Origin of the sequence: Solimicrobium silvestre (assembly GCF_002976435.1) — a bacterium.
Classification (GTDB): Bacteria; Pseudomonadota; Gammaproteobacteria; order Burkholderiales; family Burkholderiaceae_D; genus Solimicrobium; species Solimicrobium silvestre.
Genome location: NZ_PUGF01000006.1, coordinates 28,776 through 48,792 on the forward strand (window position 1 = coordinate 28,776; position 20,017 = coordinate 48,792).

A 20,017-nucleotide genomic window follows, 5' to 3' on the forward strand; every position below is an offset into this window, starting at 1 on the left:
CTTATTTATGTGTTTCTACATCATGAATAGCGTGCTCAGTAGCGTGGATAGCGGCATGGATATGATCCATCACACGGTGTTTCAACTCTCTTGTTTCTGGATTGTCTTCTTCGCCTGAAACATCAGATTCTGCTTTTTTCAACAATTCCAAAGCATGATGCAAACGACCTGGATGATCCATAGCAGCATCTTCATGCGGATGGTCATTCAAATTTTTGCCATCATCAATCGCTGCTTTTTTAATTTCGCCGATAGCTTTATCAACTTCAGTAATTGCAACATCTTCTTGACCACTTACCGCTGCATCGCCTGGGCGGTGCTCTAATTTCCAACGTGCATCACGCAAGTCGCTTAAAGCATGTAAATATGCAGGATGCTTACCTGGCAAATCGGCGTGCGCAGCTAGCGGCAACAATGCAGCAAATAACAAGGCGAATAGTGGTTGTTTCAATTTCATGATCAGATTTTCCTCTAGTTGTATAAATGTTGTATCACTAAAATAACTTCGTTATATAACAACGGTAAGCACCGTCTTCCCTTACCTGATTTCCTAACGATTAAAACATGGTTAGGATGACATATTAATTGCAAATTGACAACTAATTGGTGCAAGCTGGAGCACACGATTACTCTCTAGCGCCTTCCAACTTGCACTTCTTTCCCGCTTTAAAGTCCCACAAGAACTTACTGCGAAAAATTATTTACCAATAGCCTGGCTGTTCTGATTCAACTGCTGATTCAAGGCTTTTTGATCGGTTTTAGTAATGTGACCGTGATCTTGTGAGGCCATGGCTTTTTCTTCGCCATGTATTGTTTTATCATTGGCGCGTAAATTGTGCGCTTGTGCCTTGGTGATTTCGCCTTCTTTAACTTCTTTAGTGATGCGTTTATTTTGATTTGCCAAACGGTCATTCACCTGATCGCGACGTGGGTGATCTTTTTGCCATTGTGTTTCATCGGCAAAAGCAGAACTGGCCAACAGTGTGCTAACAGTGGCGATAGCGGCTAAAGTCATCATAATGCGAGTGCTGTTTTTCATGCTCTATTCCCCTTTAATCTGTGAGTTTGGTCTTACTTAGTGTCGTATTGTTCGACATGACTCATTAACGAGGCTTACCAAAACTGCGATGACCTGCATTACAATTTGTTTCAACTGTCCGCACTTCTCGCAAAACAAAATTTAACTTTAATCCATACCCCTGTATTTTATTTTAATACCAGGATATTTACCAATATCTACTTTAGCCTTACTACATACTGTTGAAAAATTAATTTCCAATCAATGGGAAACCCATTGGGCACGTTAAATTTTATAAAAAAACATGAGAGTATATAAAATTCATCTTTTCACCCATAAAATACGTGTTTTTTTGACCAAGCTAGAGCAACTTCCACTTTCACCAAATAAGAATAAAACCGCGCTTTCACCCAGTAATTTCGTATCTACGAGGGAAAACATTTATAATCACGCGTTTGATGTATTTGCCGAGATAAATAATGCCGATTTATGCTTACCGTTGCAACGAGTGTGGTTTTGCCAAAGATGTCTTGCAGAAAATGTCTGACCCTGTGCTCACCGATTGCCCTTCTTGCGGCAAATCTGAATTTAAAAAGCAAGTGACCGCCGCTGGCTTTCAGCTAAAAGGCTCGGGCTGGTATGTGACTGATTTTAAAGGCGCCTCAGGTGGGACGTCGGTAGCAGCATCTGACGCAAAAAAAACAGACTCTGGCAAATCTGATTCTGCCAGCTCAGCGGCAACTACGACAGCAGCCGCAACCAGTTCTACGGAATCCAGCAGCACAACCCCAAGCGCCACCAAGTAGAAATCAAGCTCGCTATGCTACGAAAATATTTTATTACCGGCTTACTGATATTAGTGCCCCTGTCGATTACCTTATGGGTAATTCATTCAGTGATCGGCCTGATGGATCAGTCGCTGCTACTGCTACCGATGGAATGGCGGCCAGAAACTTTGCTGGGTATGCATATTCCTGGCGTCGGCACGATCCTGACTTTATTGATCATTTTGGTCACCGGCTTATTGACCAGAAATTTTATCGGCAACTATGTGGTCGCCGGCTGGGAAGCATTATTAAATCGCATACCGATTGTGAATTCGATTTACTCCAGCGTAAAACAAGTTTCCGACACGCTTTTTTCCAGCGATGGCAATGCGTTTAGAACTGCCGTGTTAGTGCAATATCCACGCGAGGGAATGTGGACCATTGCCTTTGTTACCGGCACGCCCAGCTATGCAGTTCAACAGCATTTAACCGGTGACTATGTGAGTATTTACGTGCCGACCACGCCCAACCCGACTTCCGGATTTTTTTTGATGGTACCCAAAGCGGACGTCATCGAGTTGGATATGAGCGTTGATGTGGCCTTAAAACACATCGTGTCCATGGGCGTCGTTGCACCGGAACAGCACAACATTAGTAAGCAACCTGATTAACGTAGGTCGGGCTTGCGATTTGTCAGCCCAACATGCTCAACCAAATGCTGGGCTGATAGCGCTTTAGCCCAGCCTACGAATTTTGATTCGAATTTTTATCTATTAACTGGAACTATCATTATGTCCATGCGAACTCATTACTGCGGCCAAACTACCGAAGCCGCGCTAGATCAAACCGTTAGCTTATGCGGCTGGGTACACCGTCGTCGCGACCACGGCGGCGTTATTTTTATTGATTTACGTGACCGCGAAGGTTTGGTGCAAGTCGTTTGCGCACCGGAACAAGCCGAAGTATTTGCTGCAGCCGAAACAGTGCGTAATGAATTCTGCTTACGCATCACCGGTGTAGTTAGAAATCGCCCGGAAGGCACCGTCAATTCCAATTTAAAATCCGGCAAAATTGAAGTGTTGTGCCAGGTATTGGAAGTGTTGAATGCGTCGGTAACTCCACCGTTCCAATTAGATGACGATAATTTATCTGAAACCACGCGCTTAACACATCGCGTATTGGATTTGCGTCGCCCGCAAATGCAAAACAATTTGCGCCTGCGTCATAAAGTTACGATGGAAGTACGTCGTTACTTAGATGCGTTAGGTTTTATCGACGTTGAAACGCCGATGCTCACCAAATCAACGCCAGAAGGCGCACGTGATTATTTGGTGCCGTCACGCGTGAATGCCGGTCAATTTTTCGCCCTGCCGCAATCCCCGCAATTGTTTAAACAATTGCTGATGGTGGCCAACTTTGATCGCTACTACCAAATCACCAAATGCTTCCGCGATGAAGATTTACGCGCGGACCGTCAGCCTGAATTTACCCAGATCGATTGCGAAACTTCGTTCATGTCAGAACAAGAAATCCGCGATTTATTTGAAGACATGATTCGCCTGATCTTTAAAAACTGTTTGTCGGTTGATTTAGATAGCCAGTTCCCAGTCATGGACTACAGCACCGCAATGGGTATGTACGGTTCCGACAAACCTGATATGCGCGTTAAATTAGAATTCACCGAACTCACCTCCGTCATGAAGGACGTGGACTTTAAAGTGTTCTCCGGTGCGGCAAATATGGTCGGCGGTCGCGTAGTTGGTTTGCGCGTTCCAGGCGGCGGCGCAATGCCACGTTCAGAAATTGACGCTTACACGCAATTCGTTAGTATCTACGGCGCAAAGGGCTTGGCTTACATCAAGGTCAATGACAAAGCGGCGGGTCGTGAAGGCTTGCAATCACCTATCGTTAAAAACCTGCACGACGCGGCATTAGCCCAAATCATCGAACTCACCGGCGCACAAAACGGTGATTTGATTTTCTTTGGTGCGGATAAAGCCAAAGTCGTCAACGACGCTATCGGCGCGTTGCGCGTCAAAATTGGTCATAGCGATTTCGGTAAATCAAACGGCTTATTTGAAAACGTGTGGAAACCATTATGGGTTGTTGACTTCCCGATGTTTGAATACGATGAAGACAGCGCACGCTGGTTTGCTTGCCATCATCCGTTCACCGCACCAAAAGACGGCCATGAAGAATTGTTAGAAACAGATCCAGGCAACTGCATCGCCAAAGCCTACGATTTAGTCTTGAACGGCTGGGAAATGGGCGGCGGTTCAATCCGTATCCATAAAGCCGATGTACAAAGCAAAGTATTCCGCGCCTTAAACATTGACGCCGAAGAAGCCCAACTCAAATTTGGCTTCTTGTTGGATGCATTGCAATACGGCGCTCCTCCGCATGGCGGCTTGGCGTTTGGTTTGGATCGTATCGTGACGATGATGGCGGGTGCTGAATCTATCCGTGACGTGATTGCCTTCCCTAAAACCCAACGCGCACAATGTTTGCTGACACAAGCACCATCTGGCGTGGATGAAAAACAACTGCGTGAGTTGCACATTCGTTTGCGTGCGACTGAACCGGTAGTTAAGGCTTAAGCCCCAAGGTGAAAACCACTTCGGTAAATTTGTTGTAATGAGAAAAGGCGCGCAGTTTTACTGTCGCGCCTTTTTTTATTGATTAAAAGTCCTAGAATGAATAAACAGTACAAAATCCCTGAATCCGTATTAGTCATCATTCATACCGTTGATTTACAGGTATTAATCATGGAGCGCGCTGACCAGGAAAAATTTTGGCAATCCGTTACCGGCTCTAAAGATGATTTAAATGAAACATACGCGGCAACAGCTGCGCGTGAAGTACAAGAAGAAACCGGTTTGGATGCGGCGCAATTCAAATTAACTGACTGGCAGTTGCAGAATGTGTATGAAATTTACCCGATCTGGCGACATCGCTATGCGCCCGGTGTTACGCAAAACACGGAACATGTGTTTGCACTGACTTTGCCTCAAATTGTGCCCATCACCTTAGCACCAGGAGAGCATCGCCAATATCGTTGGCTACCCTACAAGGAAGCGGCAGATTGTTGTTTTTCATCATCCAATGCCGAAGCTATTTTGCAATTACCTCATCGCATAAATTAAATCCAAGCCAAAACCAACCATGAAACTGCACATAGCCACTTACAACATACACAAAGGCGTCAGTTGGTTTGCTCAGAAGCCGCGCATACACGATATGCGCGCAGCCCTGCAAAGTTTAGATGCTGATTTATTGTTTTTGCAAGAAGTACAAGGTCAGCATGATCGCCGCGCACAGCGCCACGAACACTGGCCCAGCGAAGGCCAGCATGACTACATAGCAGGGGACCGGCGTCAGGCCGCATATGGTATGAATGCAACTTACCAACACGGTCATCACGGCAACGCGTTACTCAGCCGCTATCCCATTCTGCATTACAAAAACCAGGACGTATCCGATCATCGCTTCGAAGAACGCGGTATTTTGCATTGCGTCGTACAAATGCTTGAAAAAGAAGTGCATTGCTATGTAGTTCATTTCGGCTTGTTCGCAGCAGGTAGACGCCGTCAAACCGATCTGTTAATTCAGTCTATACACAGCGGAACTCCACCTGATGCGCCCTTAATTATCGCCGGTGATTTTAACGATTGGCGCAATCACCTCAGCGAACCGTTACGCCAGCAATTAGGTGTTGAGGAAGTATTTGAGCATTTATCTATTCAACGGATTGGCCGCCCAAAACAAGCGAAAGCCGCGATGACTTTCCCGGTAGGTGCTCCATTTTTGCCCTTAGACCGCATCTACGTGCGCGGAATACAAATTAAATCGGCTAAAGTTTTACAAGGCTCGCCATGGGCCAGACTATCCGATCACGCGCCACTCACCGCTGATTTGGAGTTATGAACGATAGTAGCTCTGAATTGTTTTAAGAACTTCAACTCGTTTTACGTTAACATTGCGTTAACACAAATGAGGATTACATGGGATTACAACGCAACGTTATTTTTACCGAACAAAACCAGCTCACACTATTAAACAGTGGTGGTGAGTTTTTTCCTGCGTTAATCAGCGCCATCGACTCGGCACAAGTTGAAATCTATTTAGAAACCTACCTGTTCTCAGAAGACATTACCGGAAAATTAGTGCATGACGCGCTGTGTCGCGCCGCGCAACGCCATGTTAGCGTTTATGTCATCGTTGATTGGTTAGGCACAGGAAATACCCGCTCAGCCGAACTAGGGCGCAGCTTCACCGCCTGTGGTGTGCAATTCCGCCGTTTTAATCCCTGGTTCCGACGTGGCTTTGCCCGAACTCATCGTAAATTATTCGTCGCAGATCAACGACTCGCCATCATTGGCGGCATCAATATTAATCACGATTTATTCGCCGAGGGTGAGCATAAACGCACCCTGCCTTTCCCGCGCTGGGACTTTGCAACCAGTGTCTCCGGCCCTTTAGTGGCTGAAATACATCAACTGATGTCGGATCAATGGAAAAAAGTAGGTAAATTAGATTGGCTCAAACGACTTGAGCTATTGACCGCAAAAAAAGCGGCAACTGCCCAGCCACGTGCACCAATCGTAGCTGGCTTAGCTCCGCGCGACAATTTCCTATATCGCCGAACGATACAAAAAGCATATTTATATGCGCTAGGTAACGCCAGGCATCAGGCAATCATCGCCACGCCCTACTTTGCACCAGGTCGAAAATTTCGCAATGCCTTAATTAGCGCAGCCAGACGCGGCGTGCAGGTAACGCTGCTAATTGGTTGCGGTGACTTTAGACTTCAGGACGCAGTCGCGCATTCGTATTACCCAAAACTGCTCAAACATGGCGTTCAAATTGTTGAATATCGAAAATCCCAACTGCACGCCAAGGTAGCCGTAGTCGATAATGAATGGGCCACAATCGGTTCGTGCAATTGCGATGGGCTGAGTTTATTTATCAATCAAGAAGCCAATATATTAATAAAAGACCACGAATTTTCATCTCAGTTATCTGCCGCCATTTTGCAAGGTGTTGCTGATGGGGTGAAGATTAATCTCGCGGATTATGAAAATATTTCTTGGCAGCGAAAATTTTGGTACGGCTGTTCGTTTTTTATCTATAGTTCCATAATAAGATTAATTGCAGTTGAAGATTTTATGTAAAATTTATCACTTATTTTCCTCAATAAAGAATCACGCCCGAGTAGATAATAGATTCTCTCCTCTAAAGCCCAATTCCCATTTGACATTTACCTTGCCGTGAATAATAGTACGGTCGTTCGATTAATTTTTTAATCAATTTAATATTTATCGTAAAAAACCACCAACAGGCTTTAACAAACCATGAATCCCCCAGCAAAAATCATGCGTAAAGGCGAACTAACCCGCGCTGCCATTCTAGAGGCAGCATTGCAGGTTGCGTCGCGTGATGGTTTAGAGGGACTGACTATCGGTTTGTTGGCGGATCAGATGCACATGAGTAAATCGGGGGTTTTTGCGCATTTTGGATCGCGTGAAGATTTACAAATTGATGTGATCAAACTTTATCACGCCAATTTTGAACACGAAGTGTTCTACCCAAGCCTGAAACAAAAACGCGGTTTGCCACGCTTAACTTCCATGTTTTTATTATGGGTTAATCGCGTTTCGGTCGAAGTTGCGTCAGGCTGTATTTATATCAGCGGCGCGGTGGAATACGATGACCGGCCGGGCGAATTACGTGAAAAATTATCATGGATGGTCACCACCTGGCAGCAAGCCTTGCGGCGCGCCACGGTGCAAGCAATAGACTGCGGCGATTTAAAGTCAGATACCGATCCCGATCAGCTGGTATTTGAAATGTACGGTTTAATTTTAGCGCTGCATCACGATGCACGCTTTCTAAAAATACCTGGCAGCTTTGAGCGCGCGCAAAATGGATTTGAACGTTTGATTAAGCATTATGGCAGCACCGTTATGGTAGATCCCGTAGATCCTCTGCCAAAAGAACAAGCACTTTTTACTAACTGATTTATCAACTTAGCTATTTCTAATTTTTTCAGGAGAACATCATGGGTCAATACATTGCACCAATGCGCGACATGCAATTCGTCTTACACGAGTTACTGCATGTTGAAGATGAGTTAAAACAATTGCCGAAACATGCGGAAATTGATGCTGACATCATTAACCAAGTGTTAGAAGAAGGCGGCAAATTTACTTCGCAAGTATTGTTCCCATTGAATCACTCCGGCGACCGCGAAGGCTGCCACTACAATAAAGAAGATCAAAGCGTCACAACACCAAAAGGCTTTAAAGCAGCCTACGAACAATACGTTGCGGCAGGCTGGCCTGCATTGTCATGCGATCCTGAATTCGGCGGACAAGGTTTGCCATTGGTGATCAACAACTCGTTCTACGAGATGATGAACTCCTCCAACCAAGCCTGGACGATGTACCCTGGTTTGTCGCACGGCGCTTACGAATGCATTCACCATCACGGCACGCCAGAACAACAAGCCCTGTACTTACCTAAGCTGATTTCCGGCGAATGGACAGGCACTATGTGCTTAACTGAATCGCACTGCGGTACAGATTTAGGTATGTTGCGCAGCAAAGCTGAACCACAAGCAGACGGCTCTTACAAAATTACCGGCAACAAGATTTTCATCTCAGCTGGCGAACACGACATGGCAAAAAACATCGTGCATTTAGTATTAGCACGTTTGCCTGGCGCACCAGAAGGCTCCAAAGGAATTTCCCTATTCATCACGCCAAAATATTTACCAAATGCAGATGGCACAGTCGGCGCACGTAATCCGATTACCTGCGGCGCGATTGAAGAAAAAATGGGTATCCACGGAAACTCAACCTGCCAGATGAATCTGGACGGCGCGACCGGTTGGTTAATCGGCGGCCCGAACAAAGGTTTGCAAGCGATGTTTGTGTTCATGAACGCAGCACGTTTAGGCGTTGGTATGCAAGGTTTGGGCATTACCGAAATCGCTTACCAAAACGCCTTGGTCTACGCCAAAGACCGGATTCAAATGCGTAGCTTATCGGGCGTAAAAGCTCCAGAAAAAGCCGCTGATCCTATCATCGTGCATCCTGATGTTCGTCGTATGTTGTTAACTGCAAAAGCCTATGCCGAAGGCGCACGTGCTTTCTGTTCTTACGTTGCGCTGCAATTGGATAAAGAACTGAATCATCCGGACGAAGAAGTGCGTAAAGATTGCGCAGATCAAGTCGCGTTGCTGACTCCGATCATTAAAGCCTTCATCACCGACAACGCCTGGATTTCTACTTCAGAGTGTTTGCAAGTATACGGAGGCCATGGCTTTATCGCTGAATGGGGCATGGAACAATACGTGCGCGATGCCCGTATTAACATGATTTACGAAGGCACTAACACCATCCAGTCATTAGACTTATTAGGTCGTAAAATTTTGATGGATAACGGCGCAAAACTCCGTAAGTTTGGCGCGCAAGTACAAGCATTTGTAGAAGCTAACGGTACTGATGAAGCGATGAGCGAATTCATTACACCATTGGCTGATTTGGGCGACAAGGTCACTAAACTGACTATGGAAATCGGCATGAAAGCGTTCCAGAACCCAGATGAAGTTGGTGCAGCAGCAGTACCTTATTTGCGCGTAGTTGGCCACATGGTTTACGCTTACTTTTTTGCACAAATGGCTAAGATTGCTTTGGCCAAAGAAGATTCAGGCGATACTTTCTACAAAGCGAAACTGGCTACTGCCCGTTTTTACTTTGCGCGTTTGTTACCTGAGACAGCGACATTAATTCGTCAAGCCCGTTCTGGCTCGGCAAATCTGATGGCGCTTGACGCTGATTTGTTTTAATTAAGATGAAGGGCGTTTTGCAGTGCTAAAGCGCCCTTCAATCATTACAAACTTGAAGTTTTGATGAGGCTAAAAATGACTAATTTCATAGTAAAAAAAGTCGCCGTTTTAGGCGCAGGGGTAATGGGTGCACAAATTGCTGCACATTGCGTTAATGCCAAAGTACCTGTCGTATTATTTGATTTGCCAGCTAAAGAAGGCCCTAAAAATGGCATCGTGTTACGCGCCATTGAAAACCTGAAAAAACTCAATCCAGCTCCGCTCGGTAATAAAGACGACGCAGCTTACATTGAAGTCGCCAACTACGAAGACAACCTGGAATTATTAGCCGGTTGCGACCTGATTATTGAAGCAATTGCTGAACGTATGGATTGGAAACACGATCTGTACAAAAAAGTAGCGCCGCACATTGCACCAAACGCGATTTTCGCTTCGAACACTTCCGGCTTGTCGATCACCGCTTTGTCAGAAGGCTTTGATGCGGAATTAAAAGCCCGTTTCTGCGGCGTGCATTTCTTCAACCCACCGCGCTACATGCACTTGGTTGAGTTAATTCCAACCGTAACCACCGCGCCAGCGATTATCGATCAGTTAGAAGGTTTCCTGACGACGACATTAGGTAAGGGCGTAGTTCGCGCGAAAGACACACCTAACTTCATCGCTAACCGTGTTGGTATTTTCGGTATGTTAGCCACCATGTACGAAGCTGAAAAATTTGGGCTTTCCGTGGACGTGGTCGATGATTTAACCGGCAAAAAATTGGGTCGCGCTTCATCAGGTACATTCCGTACTGCTGACGTGGTTGGTTTGGACACAATGGGTCATGTTATCAAGACCATGCAAGACACCTTGCAAGACGATCCATTCTTCTCCGTCTACAAAACACCTGAAGTCCTGACTAAATTGATCGCCGCTGGCGCATTAGGTCAAAAATCCGGTGCCGGTTTCTACAAAAAAGTTGGTAAAGATATTCAGCGTTTAGATTTCGCTACAGCACAGTACGTGACTGGCGGCGCTAAGGCCGATGATTTGGTTGGTCGGATTTTAAAAGAAAAAGATCCTGTCAAAAAAATGAAATCGTTACGTGAATCAACGAATCCACAAGCACAATTCTTGTGGGCGATTTTCCGTGATGCTTTCCATTACATTGCCGTTCATCTCGACACTGTGGCAGACAATGCACGTGACATCGATTTCGCAATGCGTTGGGGCTTTGGCTGGCAAGTCGGTCCATTTGAAACATGGCAGGCTTCTGGCTGGCAGCAAGTGGCTGGTTGGGTAAAAGAAGATATCGACGCAGGCAAAGCTATTTGCTCAGCACCATTACCAGCTTGGGTATTTGAAGGTGAGCGTACAGGCGTTCATACCGCTGAAGGTTCATGGTCAGCAACCAGCAAAACCTATGTACCGCGTTCTACTTTGCCGGTATATCAACGTCAGGCTTTCCGCGCCACCGTTTTGGGTGAAGGCGCTGCAACGGGCACAACAGCTGGCACGACATTCTTTGAAGACGATTCAGTACGCATCTGGCATCAGAATGACGATGTATTGATTTTCTCGATGAAAACCAAAATGCACGTCATTGGCCCAGGAGTTATCGCCGGTATGGAAATGGCCTTGGCTGAAGCTGAGAAAAATTTCAAAGGTTTAGTAATCTGGTCAGCCGATGCAGCCGAAGGCGGCGCGTTCTCAGCCGGTGCCGATTTGCAATCGATGTTGCCATTGTTTATGTCGGGCGGCGTAAAAGCAATTGAACCGATGGTCGCCAAACTGCAACAAGCTCACATGGCATTGAAATACGCTAACGTGCCAGTAGTAGCAGCGGTTGCCGGTTTAGCTTTAGGTGGCGGTTGTGAATTGATGATGCACACAGCAAAACGCGTTGCTAGCATTGAATCCTACATTGGTCTGGTTGAAGTCGGTGTTGGCTTGATACCTGCCGGTGGTGGTTTGAAAGAAGCCGCAGTTCGTGCCGCAGCCGATGCTAAAGGTACAGACTTACTGCAATTCCTGAAAAACTACTTCACCAATGCAGCGACTGCCGCCGTATCCAAATCAGCGTTAGAAGCTAAAAAAATGGGTTACCTGTCTGCTGACGACGTGATTGTATTTAATCCGTATGAATTGCTGCACGTAGCGAAAGTAGAAGCCCGCGCCATGTTTGACGCCGGTTATCGCGCTCCACTGAAAGCGCAAATCCCGGTCGGCGGACGTTACAGTATGGCGACCATTACGGCGCAATTAGTTAACATGCGCGACGGTGGTTTTATCTCGGCACATGACTACAAACTCGGCGCCATGATTGCAGAAATCGTCTCTGGCGGCGAAATTGAAAATGGCAGCATCGTGAATGAACAATGGTTGCTGGATTTAGAACGCAAAGCCTTTATGGAATTGCTGAACCATCCAAAAACGCAGGAACGTATCATGGGTATGATGCAGACCGGCAAACCAGTTCGTAACTAAGCTAAGCCACTAATCGGAGCAATGAAAAATGACTAAACAACTTCAAGACGCTTACATCGTCGCTGCCACCCGCACCCCAATTGGCAAATCTGGTCGCGGCATGTTCAAAAATACTCGTCCAGATGATTTGCTGGTACGGGTACTGCAATCCGCTTTGGCACAAGTGCCGAATCTGGATCCTAAATTAATCGAAGACGCTATCGTCGGCTGTTCTTTCCCAGAAGCCGAACAAGGTAGCAACCTGGCCCGTATGGCCGTGTTGCTGGCTGGCTTGCCACAAACAGTGGGCGGCGTAACGATTAACCGCTTCTGCGCTTCCGGCATTACTGCGGTAGCGATGGCAGCTGACCGGATTCGCGTTGGCCAAGCCGACGTGATGATTGCTGCTGGTGCAGAATCGATGTCGATGGTCCCGATGATGGGTCACCATCCTTCCATCAATATGGGTGTTTTCAAAGATGAAAACATTGGCATGGCCTACGGTATGGGTTTAACTGCTGAAAAAGTAGCGCAGCAATGGAAAGTATCGCGTGAAGATCAAGATGCGTTTGCCCTGCAATCACATCAACGCGCGATTGCTGCCCAAAATGCTGGTTATTTTGATGCAGAAACTACGTCAGTAGAAATCATCGAACGCATCCCGAATTTTGCAACTGGTCAAATCGAATTAAAAACACGTACCGTCAATCGCGATGAAGGTGCACGCCCAGATACATCATTAGAAGGTCTGGCGAAACTGAAAGCCGTATTCGCAGCAAAGGGTACTGTTACCGCGGGCAATAGCTCACAAACGTCAGACGGCGCAGGCGCATTAATTTTGGTCAGCGAAAAAATCCTGAAGCAATTCAACCTGACTCCGTTGGCACGTTTTGCGTCCTTCGCAGTACGTGGCGTACCACCGGAGATCATGGGTATCGGCCCTAAAGAAGCCATCCCTGCCGCTTGCCGCGCAGCGGGTATTACCCAAGATCAAATCGACTGGTTTGAATTGAACGAAGCCTTTGCAGCACAATCGTTAGCGGTAGTAAGAGATTTAGGCTTAGATCCGGCCAAGGTCAATCCAATGGGCGGCGCAATCGCATTAGGCCACCCACTTGGCGCAACCGGCGCAATTCGTTCCGCCACCGCCATCCACGCTATGCATCGTAACAACCTGAAATACAGTATGGTAACGATGTGCGTTGGTACCGGTATGGGCGCCGCTGGTATTTTTGAGCGTATGTAATAAGTAGAATAAAATAAGCCGCCTTGCGCGGCTTATTTTTTATGGCCATTCACAACAAATTGAAGCAAACAAAGGAACTGCAAATGGATATTCTAACTAACAAAGAAAACAGCATACTCACCATCACCTTTAATCGCCCAGAAAAAAAGAATGCGATCACCGGTGCCATGTATCAAACCATGGCTGACGCACTACGCGCCGCCGAAACCGATAACGAAGTACGCGTTATATTACTCACCGGATCAGATAGCATTTTCACTGCTGGAAATGACCTGGAAGACTTTATGAAAAACGCCGCGCAATTTGTCAGCGGTGATGCGGAAAATACCCCAGTGGTTCAATTCATGCGCGCCTTAAGCAGTGCACAAAAACCAGTGATTGCCGCCGTAGCAGGCTTAGGCGTCGGCATCGGCACCACCCTGTTAATGCATTGCGATTTAGTATATTTGGCCGATAACGCCAAACTCACTATGCCATTTTCTCAACTCGGTTTATGCCCTGAATTCTCTTCCAGTATCCTGCTACAAAAAATTGCCGGCTACCATCGCGCAGCCGAAAAACTCATGCTAGGCGAAGCATTTAGTGCGCAAGAAGCGTTGGAAATGGGCATGGCAAACAAGGTCGTTCCAGCCGCAGAATTGTTAGCCTACGCCAACCAGCAAGCCAGCAAGTTAGTCGCCCTGCCAGCTGCGTCATTACGTGCCACTAAACGCTTGATGAAAGCTAGCCAAACCAGTTTAGTCAATGAAGTGATGCAAGGCGAATTGCAGCAATTTGGGAAGATGTTGAATGGACCGGAAGCCAAAGAAGCGTTTATGGCCTTCTTCCAAAAACGTAAGCCGGATTTTAGCCAGTTTTCTTGAATTGAACTGAGCAGTTGTTACTAAACATAGCCGGTCACAATTGACCGGCTATGTTACGTTCAAATGCTGCTTACGTGCGCCGAAGCTGCGTGAATCCTGCAAACTCCCATTCCCTCAGGGCCATGAACAAACCCGTGCCACGCTTCTGACTTAACGGTGCTGCAGCAGATTCTTCGTGCAGGCTCGCCAATTTACTGCGCAACTCAAGCTGGAATTGCGACGGGAAAACAAATGGACGCGTAAAATTTTTCAAAAAATAGGAGGGTGTATTTTAAATACTGCTCAAAAAGACGAATTTCTCCCTATTTACTCCGATAATTCCATCGCTCCAACTGCTGCAACATCGTCTGAATCACATCCGGCTGCAAACAATCCAGCACGATCCGTTCTGGCATAGAGCGTAGCCAAGTGAGTTGGCGTTTAGCCAGTTGTCGGGTGGCGATGATGCCACGTTCGCGTAACTCGGCCAAATCATATACACCATCCAAATACTCCCACGCTTGCCGATAACCGACGCAGCGCATCGACGGCATGTTTAAATTCAAATCTCCGCGTGCGCGTAATGCGCATACTTCGTCTAGAAAGCCTTGCTGCAACATCACATCAAAACGCTGCGCTATGCGTTGATGCAAAACGCTACGCTCGCTCGGCTCCAATGAAAATGCATGAATATTCAATGGCGGTTCAATCGTAGTTTGTTGCGCAAAAAGAGTAGATAAAGGCTGACCAGTAAGTTCAATAACTTCTAACGCACGCTGGATGCGCTGAGTATCGCCAGGCGGCAATCTGGTTGCCGTGATCGGATCTAACAACGCTAATCTAGCGTGCAGACTTTGCACGCCATTCGCAGCGATTTCTGCATCTAATCTGGCTCGAATTTCCAGATTGGCGGGAGGTAAATCACCCAAGCCATTCATCAATACTTTGAAATACATCATGGTGCCGCCAACTAATAATGGCACGTTGCCGCGCGCGCTTATTTGCTGCACTAATTCCATCACATCGGTTTGAAATTGGGCGACCGAATAGGCTTCGGCCGGATCAATAATGTCGATTAAATGATGCGGCACGGCGGCCAGTTCAGCGGCACTCGGCTTGGCGGAACCGATGTCCATCTGGCGGTATATCAGCGCTGAATCAACCGAAATAATTTCACACGGCAGATGTTGCGCCAACGCCAATGCGGCAGCGGTTTTTCCTGAGGCGGTTGGCCCCATGATGGCGATAACGTTAGGAGTCATCATTGACCGCGCAAAAATAATTTATCTAAATCGCCCAGTGCCAATTGCACCCAGGTTGGCCGGCCATGATTGCATTGGTCGGCCCGTTCGGTGTGTTCCATTTGGCGTAACAAGGCGTTCATTTCTACGGTAGTTAAACTGCGATTGGCCCTCACTGCGCTATGGCAAGCCAAAGTGCCGAGCATTTCATTACGTCGCTCAAGCAGCACCCGCGACGCACCGAATTCGCCGACATCACGCAGTACATCACGCGCTAACGATTCGGCATCGGCGTTTTTTAACAGACTAGGAATGGCACGCACCGCTAAGGTGGTGGGCGACAATACCGCCATTTCAAACCCCAATGAACGTAATACATCTTGCTGCTCTTCGACCACGCTAACAGCTTGTGGGTCGGCATAAAAAGTTACGGGTATTAGTAAATTTTGCACCGTCATTGCACCTTCGTCCAAGGCATTTTTTAATTGCTCATACAAAATTCGTTCATGCGCGGCATGCATATCGACCAACACCATACCGCGACTATTTTGCGCTAAAACAAAAATACCGTGCAATTGCGCCAACGCAAAACCAAGCGGAAATTCATCTGTGTCAGTCTCTGGTTTTATTGTTGTGAACTGGCTTAAATTAGTGAGCCCTACGTTCGTGTTTTGGTACGGTGTTGGTGTTGTATCAGGTGCTGTAAATAAAGCTCCATATGTCGCCGTGGATTGTGCTACGCCATAACCATTTGAACGTTGAAATAAAGCCTGTTGCGATTGCCCATCAGGGCGCCATGCATTGGCAGAAGTTGTTGGAATAGGTTGATTAGCATCATATAAAACCGCCGCTGGCAACGGCGCTGGTGCAGTCCCGAAGGCAGTCGCCGAAGTATGCGACAACGCTGCTTGCACCGCATGAAACACAAACTGATGCACGGCGCGGCCATCTCTAAACCGCACTTCAATTTTTGAGGGATGTACATTCACATCGACCAACGATGGATCAAGCTGCAAAGCCAGCACATAACTCGGATAACGGTCGCCGTGCAGGACGTCTTGATACGCCGCACGCACTGCATGCGTCAACAATTTATCACGTACAAAACGGCCATTTACATAAAAAAACTGTGCATCCGCGCGGGCTTTGGAAGCAGTCGGCAAACCGGCAAAACCATGCAGGCGCAACGGGCCGGCGGAATGATCTATCGCCAATCGTGCTTCGGCAAATTCAGCGCCCATAATATGTGCGCTGCGTTTATCCATGCTGGCGATATTCCAGTGATCTACGGTTTTACCATTGTGGGTTAAGGTAAATGTTACGTCGGGTCGCGCTAGGGCCAAACGGCGCACCACATCGGCACAATGACCAAATTCGGTCTGATCGGTTTTTAAAAATTTACGTCGCGCCGGCGTGTTGTAGTACAGCTCTTGCACATCAACTGTGGTGCCCGGCGCGCCGGAAGTTGGGCTCACTACGCCGTTTTCAATTTGAAATGCATGTTCTGCGTCCGCCGTACGCGAACTCATCATGAATTGCGACACTGAGGCAATCGAGGCTAAGGCTTCGCCACGGAACCCGAGTGTAGCGACATTTTCTAAATCCGTGAGCGAGGCAATTTTTGAGGTCGCATGGCGCGCCACAGCTAATGGCAACTGTTCAGGTGCAATCCCACGGCCATTATCGGTAATTGCAATCCGCTTAACGCCGCCTTGATCCAAGCGTACCGTAATTTGGGTAGCACCGGCATCCAGCGCATTTTCCAATAATTCTTTAACAACTGCGGAAGGACGTTCCACCACTTCGCCAGCGGCGATTTGGGAGATTAAATTGTCAGGCAAAGCCTGAATTGGGCGAATTTGGGAGTGTGATTGCGTCATAGAGCAGAATTATAAATCGTATTATTAATTGTAAATTGCGAATCTTAGATAGTGTATGATTTCGGCTCCACAAAGGAGAACTATGGATTTCATGCAATTTTTCAACATGATTTTACATGTTGACAAGACTCTAGGCCTATTCATCGCACAATATGGCACATTAATCTATGTCATTTTGTTTGCCATTGTTTTTTGCGAAACGGGGTTAATCGTTTTGCCATTTTTACCGGGCGATTCGCTGTTATTTATCGCTGGTACTTTTTGTGCTACAGGGGCTATAGATCCCTGGTTATTATGCGTATTGTTAATTACCGCAGCGATATTGGGAAACACCGTTAATTACTGGGTCGGAAGTGCTATCGGACATAAAGTATATGAGCGCGATTACGCCTGGCTAGATAAAGACGCACTGAAAAAAACCCATTCCTTTTATGAAAAACACGGTGGTAAAACTATCGTATTGGCGCGGTTTATTCCTATCGTCCGAACTTTCGCACCATTTGTAGCAGGTGTGTCAGACATGACGCACAAAAACTTCCAGATTTTTAATGTGATCGGCGCTGTTATATGGGTCGTCTTATTAGTCATGGCAGGCTTCTTTTTAGGGGACATCCCAATCTTGCGCGACCATTTAAATACTGTAGTCTTAATCGGCGTAGGTGCTGCAGTGGTGCCATTATTACTTGGTGCTGCCTGGAAGTTATTTAAGAACTTAACAGCAAATTAATAAATACATGGGGCGGCCACCCTTTGTGACCGCCCCATGCACCGTACGACACAGCTTTAATTCAAACTATTCCTTGCGCTCATGTTCGCGCTCTTGCTTTTCAATTTCCTCTTTCGATCGATTTTCAGCTGGCTTATTTGGCTTGACTTCTTGAGCAGGTTTACCAACTGACTGCTGCCTCTCTTCCTTCAGCCTTTCCTGCTGTTGTTGTTGCTGTTGTTGTTGCTGTTGTTGTTGTTGTTGTTGTTGTTGTTGCTGTTGCTGCTGCTTTTCCTGTTGCAGCCTTTGCTGCTGTTGCTGTTGCTGTTGCTGTTGTTGCTGCTTTTCTTGTTGCTGCTGTTGCTGTTTTTCTTGCTGTTGCTTCTCTTCCTGTAGCTTTTCCATATTCCGCTGCTCATTTGCTGCTGGTTGCGCTGGGTTCGAGCGTTGCTGCTGATATCGCTCTTCCTGCTCAGAAGGTATCGGTGCTGGCGTAACATGCTGAGGTACCGCAGGAGCTGCTATTGGCTGCGGATGCGATGGTGCAGCCTGCGTTTGTTGCGGATGTGGAGCTACCATTGCAGGTGACACTTCAGAATGCACAACTTGCGGTGGCGGAAGAGCTACTGGCTGACGTCCTGCCACATAAGCAGGTATCGACTTAGACGATGCAGGTTGCGGCGCGTAGGCTTTTACTACCGGCGTCATTGCAGCAGCCAAGTGCGGCTGAGCTGGGACCGAATTATTAAATGCTTGTCCGTTGGCCGTCGTACCAGCTGGAGCAACAACCGTCACGTTAGTAACATTAGTAACGTTGGTGACGTTATAAACATTTTTAACATTATTCGTAACGCTGTTATTGACATTATTGTTCACAGTAATGCGCATACCTTGACGAATAATCGGAGGTGCACTGGTCACAACAGCAGGGGCCGTACCAATTGGAGCGGGAACGATCAATCCAAAATGCGAACCAGGCGGTGGTGGCACAAATACACCTTCAGGCCCCATAGGACGCGGACCAGCAATAATGCCCACAGCAACAATACCAATCGCAATATTAATACCCATCGGCGGCGCGACAAAAGCCACGCCAGGAGCTGCCCAAAATCCATTAACAAACACAACTGATCCACCACGATTTTCATAGTAGGGATTAATCCAACCATAACCCGGGTGCGGAGGTGGGGCCCAACGGCCATGCGCCCAAACCCAGTTTCCTTCCCAGACCCAATACCCGCCAGTCCAGATTGCACCGTCATAAGGCATCATCGGCGGAGATTCAACCAACATCGGCGGCGGTGCCCACGCGACCAAAACAGGAGCAGGCTGATACTGCGGCGGCTCAACATAAACACTCACTACCGGCTGAGGAGCTGGGGCTTGATAAACCACTTCTGCGGGTGCGTAGCTAGGTTGTGCATATTGCGGGTACTGTGGAGATTGCTGAACATACATGTGAGCAGGTTCTACCACACATCCACTCAGCAACACTGCTGTGCCGATGATAAGTTTTTTCAAATTTTTCTCCAAAAATGGATAGTAAAGCTCAGCATCGAGCACGCGGTAAATTCATAGAAGCTATAAAAACGACTTGCAGGAAGGTTTGGTTGACTAGACGCTATCGATCAGCCGGATGACTTACACCGTCAAAGGTCTGAATCTCGCCAAGCTCAAATGGATTCACTCCTTCTAAACATCCAACGTTATAGCCGTATTCTTTTGGATTTGAGCGCCGTTGATGATGTGTGTAGATACCGCAATTGGAGCAGAAATAATGTTTGGCGGTATTGGTATTGAATTGATACAACTTCAATACATCGTGACCTTTAATAATGGTAATACCGGAAAGCAGAACCGACGCTACGATAGCGCCCTTTCTGCGGCAGATTGAACAATCGCAGCGACGCGGATTAACTATTCCATCAGGTAATGCAAGTAGCAATTCAACTGCCCCGCAATGGCAGGTGGCTTTATGCTTGGCGTTGATTACGGTAGTTCCGACTGTTTTGATCATGCTAAT

The 20,017-nt window shown here is 47.1% G+C and carries 18 protein-coding genes; 12 read left to right on the plus strand and 6 right to left on the minus strand.

Features of this window, described 5'->3' with window-relative positions:
• Position 1: 1 nt before the first annotated feature.
• Positions 2-457, minus strand: a complete 456-nt coding sequence (locus tag S2091_RS07775) for a hypothetical protein (RefSeq protein WP_105531237.1) — start codon at positions 455-457, stop codon at positions 2-4.
• Between the two features lie 240 nt (positions 458-697).
• Positions 698-1,018, minus strand: a complete 321-nt coding sequence (locus S2091_RS07780; RefSeq protein WP_105531409.1) for a hypothetical protein — start codon at positions 1,016-1,018, stop codon at positions 698-700.
• Positions 1,019-1,497: 479 nt separating this feature from the next.
• Between S2091_RS07780 and S2091_RS07785 the strand changes: the two genes are divergently transcribed.
• The 11 genes from S2091_RS07785 to S2091_RS07835 all read left to right on the plus strand — a co-directional run bounded on the left by S2091_RS07785 (position 1,498) and on the right by S2091_RS07835 (position 14,188).
• Complete coding sequence (locus tag S2091_RS07785; RefSeq protein ID WP_105531238.1) at positions 1,498-1,824, plus strand: FmdB family zinc ribbon protein; 327 nt, start codon at positions 1,498-1,500, stop codon at positions 1,822-1,824.
• A gap of 14 nt (positions 1,825-1,838) precedes the next feature.
• Positions 1,839-2,456, plus strand: coding sequence for a DUF502 domain-containing protein (locus S2091_RS07790; protein WP_105531239.1), 618 nt, complete (start codon positions 1,839-1,841; stop codon positions 2,454-2,456).
• A gap of 120 nt (positions 2,457-2,576) precedes the next feature.
• On the plus strand, positions 2,577-4,382 hold the full coding sequence (gene aspS / locus S2091_RS07795; RefSeq protein WP_105531240.1) for an aspartate--tRNA ligase: 1,806 nt from the start codon (positions 2,577-2,579) through the stop codon (positions 4,380-4,382).
• Between the two features lie 96 nt (positions 4,383-4,478).
• Positions 4,479-4,928, plus strand: a complete 450-nt coding sequence (nudB, locus tag S2091_RS07800) for a dihydroneopterin triphosphate diphosphatase (protein WP_105531241.1) — start codon at positions 4,479-4,481, stop codon at positions 4,926-4,928.
• 19 nt (positions 4,929-4,947) lie between these two features.
• On the plus strand, positions 4,948-5,709 hold the full coding sequence (locus tag S2091_RS07805) for an endonuclease/exonuclease/phosphatase family protein (RefSeq protein WP_105531242.1): 762 nt from the start codon (positions 4,948-4,950) through the stop codon (positions 5,707-5,709).
• 77 nt (positions 5,710-5,786) lie between these two features.
• Entirely contained in the window at positions 5,787-6,956 is a 1,170-nt protein-coding gene (locus S2091_RS07810) for a phospholipase D-like domain-containing protein (RefSeq protein WP_105531243.1), read from the plus strand.
• A 201-nt stretch (positions 6,957-7,157) separates the two neighbouring features.
• Positions 7,158-7,802: a TetR/AcrR family transcriptional regulator gene (locus S2091_RS07815; protein ID WP_105531244.1), complete on the plus strand. Its 645-nt coding sequence runs from the start codon at positions 7,158-7,160 to the stop codon at positions 7,800-7,802.
• A 41-nt stretch (positions 7,803-7,843) separates the two neighbouring features.
• Positions 7,844-9,634: an acyl-CoA dehydrogenase C-terminal domain-containing protein gene (locus S2091_RS07820; protein ID WP_105531245.1), complete on the plus strand. Its 1,791-nt coding sequence runs from the start codon at positions 7,844-7,846 to the stop codon at positions 9,632-9,634.
• Positions 9,635-9,709: 75 nt separating this feature from the next.
• On the plus strand, positions 9,710-12,100 hold the full coding sequence (locus S2091_RS07825; protein ID WP_105531246.1) for a 3-hydroxyacyl-CoA dehydrogenase/enoyl-CoA hydratase family protein: 2,391 nt from the start codon (positions 9,710-9,712) through the stop codon (positions 12,098-12,100).
• Between the two features lie 28 nt (positions 12,101-12,128).
• A complete protein-coding gene (locus S2091_RS07830) occupies positions 12,129-13,325 on the plus strand; it encodes an acetyl-CoA C-acyltransferase (protein ID WP_105531247.1) in 1,197 nt (398 codons plus the stop codon).
• A gap of 83 nt (positions 13,326-13,408) precedes the next feature.
• Positions 13,409-14,188: an enoyl-CoA hydratase gene (locus tag S2091_RS07835; RefSeq protein WP_105531410.1), complete on the plus strand. Its 780-nt coding sequence runs from the start codon at positions 13,409-13,411 to the stop codon at positions 14,186-14,188.
• 302 nt (positions 14,189-14,490) lie between these two features.
• Here S2091_RS07835 and miaA read toward each other — a convergent pair whose 3' ends face one another.
• Complete coding sequence (miaA, locus tag S2091_RS07840; protein WP_105531411.1) at positions 14,491-15,429, minus strand: tRNA (adenosine(37)-N6)-dimethylallyltransferase MiaA; 939 nt, start codon at positions 15,427-15,429, stop codon at positions 14,491-14,493.
• Entirely contained in the window at positions 15,429-17,288 is a 1,860-nt protein-coding gene (gene mutL / locus S2091_RS07845) for a DNA mismatch repair endonuclease MutL (protein WP_105531248.1), read from the minus strand. The genes miaA and mutL overlap by 1 nt, the downstream gene beginning before the upstream one ends.
• A gap of 82 nt (positions 17,289-17,370) precedes the next feature.
• Between mutL and S2091_RS07850 the strand changes: the two genes are divergently transcribed.
• Positions 17,371-18,015: a VTT domain-containing protein gene (locus tag S2091_RS07850; RefSeq protein WP_105531249.1), complete on the plus strand. Its 645-nt coding sequence runs from the start codon at positions 17,371-17,373 to the stop codon at positions 18,013-18,015.
• Between the two features lie 66 nt (positions 18,016-18,081).
• Here S2091_RS07850 and S2091_RS23825 read toward each other — a convergent pair whose 3' ends face one another.
• Together S2091_RS23825 and S2091_RS07860 are read right to left on the minus strand one after the other, a co-directional pair.
• Complete coding sequence (locus S2091_RS23825) at positions 18,082-19,515, minus strand: hypothetical protein (RefSeq protein WP_133166877.1); 1,434 nt, start codon at positions 19,513-19,515, stop codon at positions 18,082-18,084.
• A 100-nt stretch (positions 19,516-19,615) separates the two neighbouring features.
• Positions 19,616-20,011 (minus strand): GFA family protein, encoded by a 396-nt coding sequence (locus tag S2091_RS07860; protein WP_105531251.1) that lies wholly within the window; start codon positions 20,009-20,011, stop codon positions 19,616-19,618.
• Positions 20,012-20,017: the final 6 nt, after the last annotated feature.

Bases quoted from the DNA above. Each gene is read 5' to 3' on its own strand.
- S2091_RS07775 (WP_105531237.1), bottom strand. From the start codon at position 457: ATGAAATTGAAACAACCACTATTCGCCTTGTTATTTGCTGCATTGTTG.
- S2091_RS07785 (WP_105531238.1), top strand. From the start codon at position 1,498: ATGCCGATTTATGCTTACCGTTGCAACGAGTGTGGTTTTGCCAAAGAT.
- S2091_RS07860 (WP_105531251.1), bottom strand. From the start codon at position 20,011: ATGATCAAAACAGTCGGAACTACCGTAATCAACGCCAAGCATAAAGCC.
- miaA (WP_105531411.1), bottom strand. From the start codon at position 15,429: ATGACTCCTAACGTTATCGCCATCATGGGGCCAACCGCCTCAGGAAAA.
- S2091_RS07830 (WP_105531247.1), top strand. From the start codon at position 12,129: ATGACTAAACAACTTCAAGACGCTTACATCGTCGCTGCCACCCGCACC.
- aspS (WP_105531240.1), top strand. From the start codon at position 2,577: ATGTCCATGCGAACTCATTACTGCGGCCAAACTACCGAAGCCGCGCTA.
- S2091_RS07835 (WP_105531410.1), top strand. From the start codon at position 13,409: ATGGATATTCTAACTAACAAAGAAAACAGCATACTCACCATCACCTTT.
- nudB (WP_105531241.1), top strand. From the start codon at position 4,479: ATGAATAAACAGTACAAAATCCCTGAATCCGTATTAGTCATCATTCAT.
- mutL (WP_105531248.1), bottom strand. From the start codon at position 17,288: ATGACGCAATCACACTCCCAAATTCGCCCAATTCAGGCTTTGCCTGAC.
- S2091_RS07810 (WP_105531243.1), top strand. From the start codon at position 5,787: ATGGGATTACAACGCAACGTTATTTTTACCGAACAAAACCAGCTCACA.
- S2091_RS07790 (WP_105531239.1), top strand. From the start codon at position 1,839: ATGCTACGAAAATATTTTATTACCGGCTTACTGATATTAGTGCCCCTG.
- S2091_RS07825 (WP_105531246.1), top strand. From the start codon at position 9,710: ATGACTAATTTCATAGTAAAAAAAGTCGCCGTTTTAGGCGCAGGGGTA.
- S2091_RS07820 (WP_105531245.1), top strand. From the start codon at position 7,844: ATGGGTCAATACATTGCACCAATGCGCGACATGCAATTCGTCTTACAC.
- S2091_RS07850 (WP_105531249.1), top strand. From the start codon at position 17,371: ATGGATTTCATGCAATTTTTCAACATGATTTTACATGTTGACAAGACT.
- S2091_RS07805 (WP_105531242.1), top strand. From the start codon at position 4,948: ATGAAACTGCACATAGCCACTTACAACATACACAAAGGCGTCAGTTGG.
- S2091_RS07815 (WP_105531244.1), top strand. From the start codon at position 7,158: ATGCGTAAAGGCGAACTAACCCGCGCTGCCATTCTAGAGGCAGCATTG.
- S2091_RS07780 (WP_105531409.1), bottom strand. From the start codon at position 1,018: ATGATGACTTTAGCCGCTATCGCCACTGTTAGCACACTGTTGGCCAGT.